Raw genomic sequence first — 8,059 nt, forward strand, 5'->3', positions numbered from 1 at the left:
TAGGGCCAATCGTTCATTGCTATTCTATCTATCGCCACGGTCTATCGTGGCTTGGAGGGTAATAATGAATATTCGTGATCTTGAATATCTGGTTTCGCTTGCTGAACACCGTCATTTCCGCCGTGCTGCGGATGCGTGTCATGTCAGTCAGCCGACGTTAAGCGGGCAGATCCGTAAGCTGGAAGATGAGCTGGGTGTGATGCTGCTGGAGCGCACCAGCCGTAAAGTGCTGTTCACCCAGGCAGGTTTGCTGCTGGTGGATCAGGCGCGTACGGTGCTGCGTGAAGTGAAAGTGCTGAAAGAGATGGCCAGTCAGCAAGGGGAAGCGATGTCAGGTCCGCTGCATATCGGCCTCATCCCGACTACCGCGCCCTACTTATTGCCACAGATTATCCCGACGCTGCACCAGACATTCCCGAAACTGGAGATGTATCTGCACGAAGCGCAGACGCAGCAACTGCTGGCACAGCTCGATAGCGGCAAGCTGGACTGCGCGATTATCGCGCTGGTCAAAGAGAGTCAGGCCTTTATCGAAGTGCCGTTGTTTGATGAGCCGATGAAGCTGGCAGTCTATGCCGATCATCCCTGGTGCGATCGCGACCGGGTACCTATGTCCGATCTGGCAGGCGAGAAATTGCTGATGCTGGAAGATGGGCACTGTCTGCGTGACCAGGCGATGGGGTTCTGCTTTGAGGCGGGCGCCGATGAAGATACCCATTTCCGTGCGACCAGTCTTGAGACGCTGCGCAATATGGTGGCGGCAGGCAGCGGGATTACGCTGTTACCGGCGCTGGCAGTCCCACCGGAGCGTATCCGCGATGGCGTCTGCTATCTCACCTGCTACAAACCGGTGCCACAGCGTACAATTGCGCTGGTCTATCGTCCGGGTTCACCTCTGCGCAGCCGTTATGAACAGCTGGCAGAGGCGATTAAAACCCACATGCAGCACTATTTCGACGCTGCGTTAAAACAGGCGGTTTAAGCCGTTTAACGCCGCAACGCGATAGGCTTCGGCCATGGTCGGATAGTTAAAGGTGGTATTCACGAAGTACTCAATCGTGTTGCCACCGTTTTTCTGCTCCATGATCGCCTGACCGATGTGAATAATCTCGGCGGCACGTTCACCAAAGCAGTGAATTCCCAGAATCTCTTTGGTTTCCCGATGGAACAGAATCTTCAGGCTGCCAACGTTCATGCCAACGATCTGCGCTCGCGCCAGATGTTTGAACTGCGCGCGGCCCACTTCGTAAGGCACCTTCATTGCCGTCAGCTGCTGCTCGGTTTTACCCACGGAGCTGATTTCCGGAATGGTGTAAATCCCGGTTGGGATATCTTCAATCAGGTGCGCTGACGCTTCCCCTTTGATAATCGCCTGAGCGGCAATACGGCCCTGATCGTAGGCGGCCGAGGCCAGGCTTGGATAGCCAATCACGTCTCCGACGGCATAAATGTGCGGCTGAGCCGTCTGATACATGCTGTTCACTTTCAGCAGGCCACGACCATCCGCTTCCAGACCCACATTTTCCAGCGACAGCGAATCGGTGTTGCCGGTACGGCCGTTGGCGTAAAGCAGACAGTCGGCTTTTACTTTCTTACCCGACTTCAGATGCATGATGACGCCATCTTCCACCCCTTCGATCTTCTCAAACTCTTCGTTGTGACGAATCACCACGCCGCTGTTCCAGAAGTGGTAAGAGAGAGAGTCAGACATCTCCTGATCAAGAAACGCCAGCAGGCGATCGCGGGTGTTAATCAGGTCAACTTTGACGTTCAGTCCACGGAAAATCGACGCATATTCACAGCCAATCACGCCCGCGCCATAAATAATAACGTGGCCCGGTTCGTGGTGCAGATTGAGAATAGAGTCGGAGTCATAAACGCGTGGATGAGTAAAGTCGACATTGTCAGGATGGTAAGGTCGTGAACCACAGGCGATAACAAACTTCTCTGCCGTCAGCGTCTCACGCGTGCCATCCGGTTGCTCAATCTCAATGGTGTTGGCATCAACAAAATGCGCATCGCCCTGATAAAGTTCACAACGGTTACGCTCGTAGAAGCCCTGACGCATGGCTGTCTGCTGGCTGATCACGTTTTCAGTGTGATTGAGAATGTCGGCAAAAGAGGAGCGAAGCAGTCGGGTATGATCGCTGTAGAGCGGATTTTGGTTGAATTCAATAATGCGACTGACGGCGTGGCGAAGGGCTTTAGAAGGGATGGTGCCCCAGTGCGTACAACCGCCGCCGATGTTGTGGTAGCGTTCGATCACGGCGATGCGCGCTCCCTGTTTTACCAGCCCCATCGCCGCCCCTTCACCGCCGGGCCCTGAGCCAATCACAATGGCATCGTAATCGTAAGACTTTTGCATACCGATACGTCCTATTATTTATACATTTTTACAACGAGATTCTAACATCTCGTCGCGCACTTCTGAATTCTATCAGCGATTTTCATCACATTTTGACAAAGAGTGAGGTTCACAGGCGGTGACAAAGATTGCCAATCTGTACGCTGAAAATTTTGATATAGTGCCTGCTTAACACCGCTAAAGGCAGAGAGAATGGGCGTCAGAGCGCAACAAAAAGAACGTACACGACGTACACTGATTGAAGCCGCCTTCAGTCAGCTCAGCGCCGAGCGCAGTTTTGCCAGTCTGAGTTTGCGGGAGGTTGCCCGTGAAGCAGGGATTGCACCTACCTCCTTTTATCGTCATTTCAAGGATGTTGATGAGCTTGGCCTGACGATGGTAGATGAAAGCGGGCTGATGTTGCGACAGCTGATGCGCCAGGCGCGCCAGCGTATTGCCAAAGGCGGCAGCATCATTAAAACGTCGGTGTCGACCTTTATGGAGTTTATCGGCAACAATCCCAACGCTTTCCGCCTGTTACTGCGTGAACGTTCCGGCACCTCTGCCGCTTTTCGTGCCGCCGTGGCGCGTGAAATTCAGCACTTTATCGCTGAACTGGCCGATTATCTTGAGGTCGAAAATCGCATGCCGCGCAGTTTTACCGAAGCGCAGGCTGAAGCGATGGTGACCATTGTTTTCAGCGCCGGTGCAGAAGCACTGGATGTTGATGCTGAGCAGCGACGTAAGCTTGAGGATCGGCTGGTGTTACAGCTGCGTATGATCGCCAAAGGCGCTTATTACTGGTACCGCCGGGAGCAAGAGCGACTGGCGGCCACCCTGGAAAAACCCGAAGAGCAATGAGTAAGGATCAGTCCATGACCCACCCAGGTACTCGCGATAAAAGCACACTGGTACTGGCTTTTATTACCGGCTTAGCAATTAACGGCTCGTTTTCTGTGCTGTTCAGCGCCTTTGTTCCATTTTCGATTTTTCCGCTGATTGCGCTGGGTCTGGCGGCCTGGTGTCTGCATCAGCGCTACCTCAACACCAATATGCCGGACGGTATGCCAGGACTGGCAGCGGCGTTTTTCCTGCTGGGGATTCTGGTTTATAGCGCGCTGGTGCGGGCAGAATATCCGGATATTGGCTCCAACTTCGTTCCCACCGTTCTGATGGTAGCGCTGGTGTTCTGGATTGCGACGCGTTTTAAGCGCAAGCGTAATCAGTAGTGATAAAAAAAACGGGAACCTCAGGGTTCCCGTTTTTGTTTACGCTTTACGTGTCAGCAGGACACCGCATTCCATATGGTGGGTATAGGGGAACTGATCAAACAGCGCCAGCCGCGTCACATCGTGCGTTTCCGCCAGCGTCTGCAGATTGTCGCTGAGGGTCTGCGGATTGCAGGAGATATAAAGGATGCGCGGATACGCCTGCACCATTTTCACCGTCTCTTCATCCAGTCCGCTGCGCGGCGGATCGACAAAAATCGTCTCGCATTCGTAGCTGGTCAGGTCAATTCCTTCCAGACGATTAAAGCTGCGCACGCCATTCATCGCCTGGGTAAACTCTTCCGCCGCCATACGAATGATCTGCACGTTATCAATCTGGTTCACGGCAATATTGTATTGTGCTGACGCAACAGAGGGCTTGGCGATCTCAGTCGCCAGAACGCGGCGGAAATTGCGTGCCAGCGCCAGCGAGAAGTTGCCATTACCGCAGTAGAGTTCCAGCAGGTCGCCCTGTGAATCCTGCGTCACATCCAGCGCCCACTCCAGCATCTGAATATTCATCGCCGCATTAGGCTGTGTAAAACTGTTTTCGACCTGACGATAGATAATCTCGCGACCCGCTACCGGCAGACACTCATCAACGTAGTCGCGATCCAGACAGATTTTGGTTTTGGTGGCGCGTCCAATCAGCTGCACATCCAGCCCTTCCGCGCGAAGCTGGTCACGCAGCGCCACGGCTGCCTGCTGCCATTCATCATCCAGTTTGCGGTGATAGAGCAGCGAAATCACAATCTGATTGCTCAGGGTCGACAGATAGTCGATCTGGAACAGTTTATGACGCAGGGTACGGTTATCACGGATCGCGGCGATCATCTTTGGCATCAGCTGATTGATCAGCTGGCTGGCCGCCGGGAACTGATCAACACGGATCCGCTCGCGTGTCTGCTGATCAAAGATGATGTGATAGATATCATCGCCGTCGTGCCACAGGCGGAATTCGGCGCGCATCCGATAGTGGCTGACCGGTGAACGGAACACCTCCACGTCGGGCGCAGCAAACGGTGTCATCATCGTCTCTAAACGACTGACTTTTTCCGCCAGCTGTGCGTCATAGTCTTCAATGGGGAGATGTTCGGGTGTCATGAGCAATCCTGATTAATAGCTTACCAGCGGGCGATTGTAGGCATTCACTTGCTGATGTCCAGTCCTGCAGCGAGAAGATGTTTAGCAGTCTGGACTTCCGTATCTCCACTCCGTAGACTGCAGACGCCGGCCTCAAGCCCGAGTTAATAGGGAATCCAGTGTGAATCTGGAGCTGACGCGCAGCGGTAAGGAATGTCGTGATGAGTGCAATTGCAGACACTGTCCTGTGGGATGGGAAGTCATCATCACTTATGGTTCCCAGCCCGAAGACCTGCCGGTGTAACGTCGCTACTCGTACAATCATCGCGTGCTATTGATTGTCGGCCTGCGGCATCCTGCTTCGTCTTATGGATGCGATAAAAATGACAAAAAAAACTGCTTCGCTGTTCGCTCTGAGCGCAACGGCGATTTCTCTCTGGGCGCAATACGGTTTTGCTCAGGGGAATGATGATACGCAAATAGTCACCGCCAACCGTTTTGCTGAACCTGTTTCAGGTGTGCTGGCACCCACCACCGTCGTCACACGTGATGAGATTGATCGCTGGCAGGCCAAAAGCCTGACCGATGTGATGCGCCGCCTGCCGGGTGTCGATGTCGCGCAAAGTGGCGGGTTAGGGCAGCAGAGTTCGCTGTTTATTCGGGGCACCGAATCGAGACATGTACTGATCCTGATTGATGGTATCCGGCTTAATCAGGCGGGCATCACTGGTTCGTCTGACCTCAGCCAGATCCCGCTGTCACTGGTGCAGCGCATCGAATATATTCGCGGCGCGCGTTCTGCAGTCTACGGTTCCGATGCGATTGGCGGCGTGGTGAATATCATTACGGGCCGATCGCAACCTGGCACCACGCTGACGGCGGGTGTCGGGTCCAACGGCTATCAATCCTACGACGGCTCAACCCAGCAGATGCTGGGCGATGCGACAAAGCTCACCCTGGCAGGCAACTACACCTATACCAAAGGGTATGACGTGGTGGCGGGTTATCCCAATGACTTTAGCCCGGCGCAGCACGATCGCGACGGCTTCATGAGCAAAACCCTGTATGGCAACCTTGAGCATCAGTTCAGCGATGAGCTCAGTGGTTTTGTGCGCGGCTACGGGTTTGATAACCGCACCGCCTACGACGGTTCATATACCTACGATAATAATTTCAATATTATTGGGCTGGCGGATACCCGCCAGCTCTACAGCCAGACCTGGGACACCGGGTTACGCTTCAATCGTGACTTCTACTCTACCCAGCTCATCGCCAGTTATGGCCATACCAAAGACATCAACTACGATCCGCGCAATGGTCGCTACGGTGCCGCGTCCACCTTTGATGATGTCACCCAGTACAATCTGCAGTGGGGCAACACCGTGCAGGTGGGGCAGGGGGCGATCAGCGCGGGTGTCGACTGGCAGAAAGAGACGACCGAGCCGGGCACGAACTATTTGTCAGATGGCTATGAGCAGCGTAATACCGGTCTCTACCTGACCGGCCAGCAGCAGTTTGGCAGCGTCACCCTTGAAGGTGCGGTACGCGGTGACGACAACAATCAGTTTGGCTGGCATAACACCTGGCAGACGGCGGCCTCATGGGAGTTTATCTCTGGCTATCGCGCGTTCGCCTCTTATGGCACCGCTTTTAAAGCGCCCAATCTGTCGCAGGTTTACAGCCCGTTTTATGGCAACCGTGACCTCGATCCTGAAAAAAGTAAGCAGTGGGAAGGCGGCTTTGAAGGGCTGAGCGGACCGGTGAACTGGCGTGTTTCAGGTTATCGCAACGACATCGATAATCTGATTGATAGTGATCCGGCGACTTTCCGTTACTACAACATTAAGCAGGCCCGCATTAAAGGCGTTGAAGCGACCGCAGGATTCGACACCGGGTCGCTGGCGCATCAGCTCTCTTATGATTATGTCGACGCACGGGATGGCAGCACCGATCAGCCGCTCGTACGCCGGGCTAAGCAGCAGGTGAAATACCAGCTCGACTGGACGCTGTATGAGTTTGACTGGTCAGTCACCTACCATTATCTGGGTGACCGTTATGATACGGACTTTAACAGCTCTCCCAGCCGTCGCGTGAAGTTAGGGGGCGTCAGCCTGTGGGATCTCGCCGTCTCATATCCTGTCACTTTACAACTCACGGTTCGTGGTAGAATTGCCAACCTGTTCGATAAAGATTACGAGACAGTGTATGGCTATCAGACACCAGGACGAGAGTATTACCTCAGCGGCAGCTATAACTTCTGATTTGCGTCCCACCGTGCTGGTGTTTGATTCCGGCGTCGGTGGGCTTTCTGTCTATGATGAGGTCCGTCAGCTGTTGCCGGATCTTCATTATCTTTACGCCTTCGATAACGCTGGCTTCCCTTACGGTGAGAAAAGCGAGACTTTCATTGTGGATCGGGTAGTCGCTATCGTTGAGGCCATTACCCGCAGCTATCCTCTCTCATTAGTCATCATCGCCTGTAATACGGCCAGCACCGTTTCATTGCCCGCTTTACGTGAACGTTTTGCCTTTCCTGTCGTGGGGGTGGTTCCGGCGATTAAACCGGCCGCGCGCCTGACGCGAAATGGCGTAGTGGGCTTGCTGGCGACGCGTGCCACGGTGCGCCGTCCTTATACCCATGAGCTGGTGTCGCAGTTTGCCGGTTCCTGCAAGATAGAGATGCTGGGATCAGCGGAGCTGGTTGAACTGGCAGAAGCGAAGCTCCATGGTGCGGAAGTTGCTCTGGATGAAGTGCGCCATATTGTTCAGCCGTGGCTGCGGATGGCGGAGCCACCGGATACGGTCGTTTTAGGCTGTACGCACTTTCCTTTACTGCGCGAAGAGTTGCAGCAGGTGTTACCGGAAGGGACGCGTCTGATAGATTCCGGTGCGGCAATTGCACGACGTACAGCCTGGCTGCTGGAGCATGAAGCACCTGAAGTGCATTCATCGCAGCAGAACGTTGCATTTTGTACGGAGCTGGATGGCGAAGCGGTACAATTATCACCCGTTTTACGGCGTTATGGCTTCCCGTTGCTGGAAAAACTGGCGCTTTAGCGGCTTTTAGCTGAAAAAATCAGCACTCGGAATTTTATTTGAAATTAGCACTTGTCACCCTCCGAGAACTCCCTATAATGCGCCTCCACTGACACGGCACAACGGCTTACGAAGCGCCGGGTTGAGTAGGTTCGAAATCATACGAACCAGTGAGTTAAGCGAAAATAAATGCTTGACTGACAATGCGGAAAGCGTAATATACGCAGCCCGCGCCGCAGTAAATCGCGGCATGCTCTTTAACAATTTATCAGACAATCTGTGTGGGCACTCGCAGGATTGATATCAGCGTCTCCGGACGTAAAAAAAT

Annotated in this window: 7 protein-coding genes and 1 riboswitch; of the genes, 5 read left to right on the forward strand and 2 right to left on the reverse strand. The window is 53.9% G+C overall.

The genetic code is table 11. The features are described 5' to 3' along the window. Positions 1–64: 64 nt before the first annotated feature. Positions 65–982 (forward strand): DNA-binding transcriptional regulator OxyR, encoded by a 918-nt coding sequence (oxyR, locus tag HFD94_RS19375; RefSeq protein WP_010258132.1) that lies wholly within the window; start codon positions 65–67, stop codon positions 980–982. Here the strand turns inward: oxyR and sthA are convergent. Further along, positions 965–2,365, reverse strand: a complete 1,401-nt coding sequence (sthA, locus tag HFD94_RS19380; protein WP_010258130.1) for a Si-specific NAD(P)(+) transhydrogenase — start codon at positions 2,363–2,365, stop codon at positions 965–967. The genes oxyR and sthA overlap by 18 nt on opposite strands. Before the next feature lie 192 nt (positions 2,366–2,557). On the opposite strand from sthA, the gene fabR reads away from it, so the two are divergent. Both fabR and HFD94_RS19390 read left to right on the forward strand, forming a co-directional pair. Then, positions 2,558–3,205: an HTH-type transcriptional repressor FabR gene (gene fabR / locus HFD94_RS19385; RefSeq protein WP_010258128.1), complete on the forward strand. Its 648-nt coding sequence runs from the start codon at positions 2,558–2,560 to the stop codon at positions 3,203–3,205. A 14-nt stretch (positions 3,206–3,219) separates the two neighbouring features. Further along, positions 3,220–3,573: a YijD family membrane protein gene (locus HFD94_RS19390; protein WP_010258126.1), complete on the forward strand. Its 354-nt coding sequence runs from the start codon at positions 3,220–3,222 to the stop codon at positions 3,571–3,573. A 39-nt stretch (positions 3,574–3,612) separates the two neighbouring features. On the opposite strand, the gene trmA is transcribed toward HFD94_RS19390, so the two are convergent. Next, the gene (trmA, locus tag HFD94_RS19395; RefSeq protein ID WP_010672059.1) at positions 3,613–4,716 is read right to left on the reverse strand and encodes a tRNA (uridine(54)-C5)-methyltransferase TrmA; all 1,104 of its coding nucleotides are present in this window, start codon (positions 4,714–4,716) and stop codon (positions 3,613–3,615) included. Between the two features lie 110 nt (positions 4,717–4,826). Further along, a riboswitch (cobalamin riboswitch) is annotated at positions 4,827–5,010 on the forward strand. A gap of 68 nt (positions 5,011–5,078) precedes the next feature. On the opposite strand from trmA, the gene btuB reads away from it, so the two are divergent. Next, entirely contained in the window at positions 5,079–6,956 is a 1,878-nt protein-coding gene (gene btuB / locus HFD94_RS19400; RefSeq protein ID WP_167433388.1) for a TonB-dependent vitamin B12 receptor BtuB, read from the forward strand. Then, positions 6,901–7,752, forward strand: a complete 852-nt coding sequence (gene murI / locus HFD94_RS19405; protein WP_167433389.1) for a glutamate racemase — start codon at positions 6,901–6,903, stop codon at positions 7,750–7,752. Before btuB ends, murI begins: the two co-directional genes overlap by 56 nt. Positions 7,753–8,059 lie beyond the last annotated feature (307 nt).

The sequence above is a fragment of the Pantoea sp. EKM20T genome (assembly GCF_011800485.1).
GTDB classification, from domain to species: domain Bacteria; phylum Pseudomonadota; class Gammaproteobacteria; order Enterobacterales; family Enterobacteriaceae; genus Pantoea; species Pantoea agglomerans.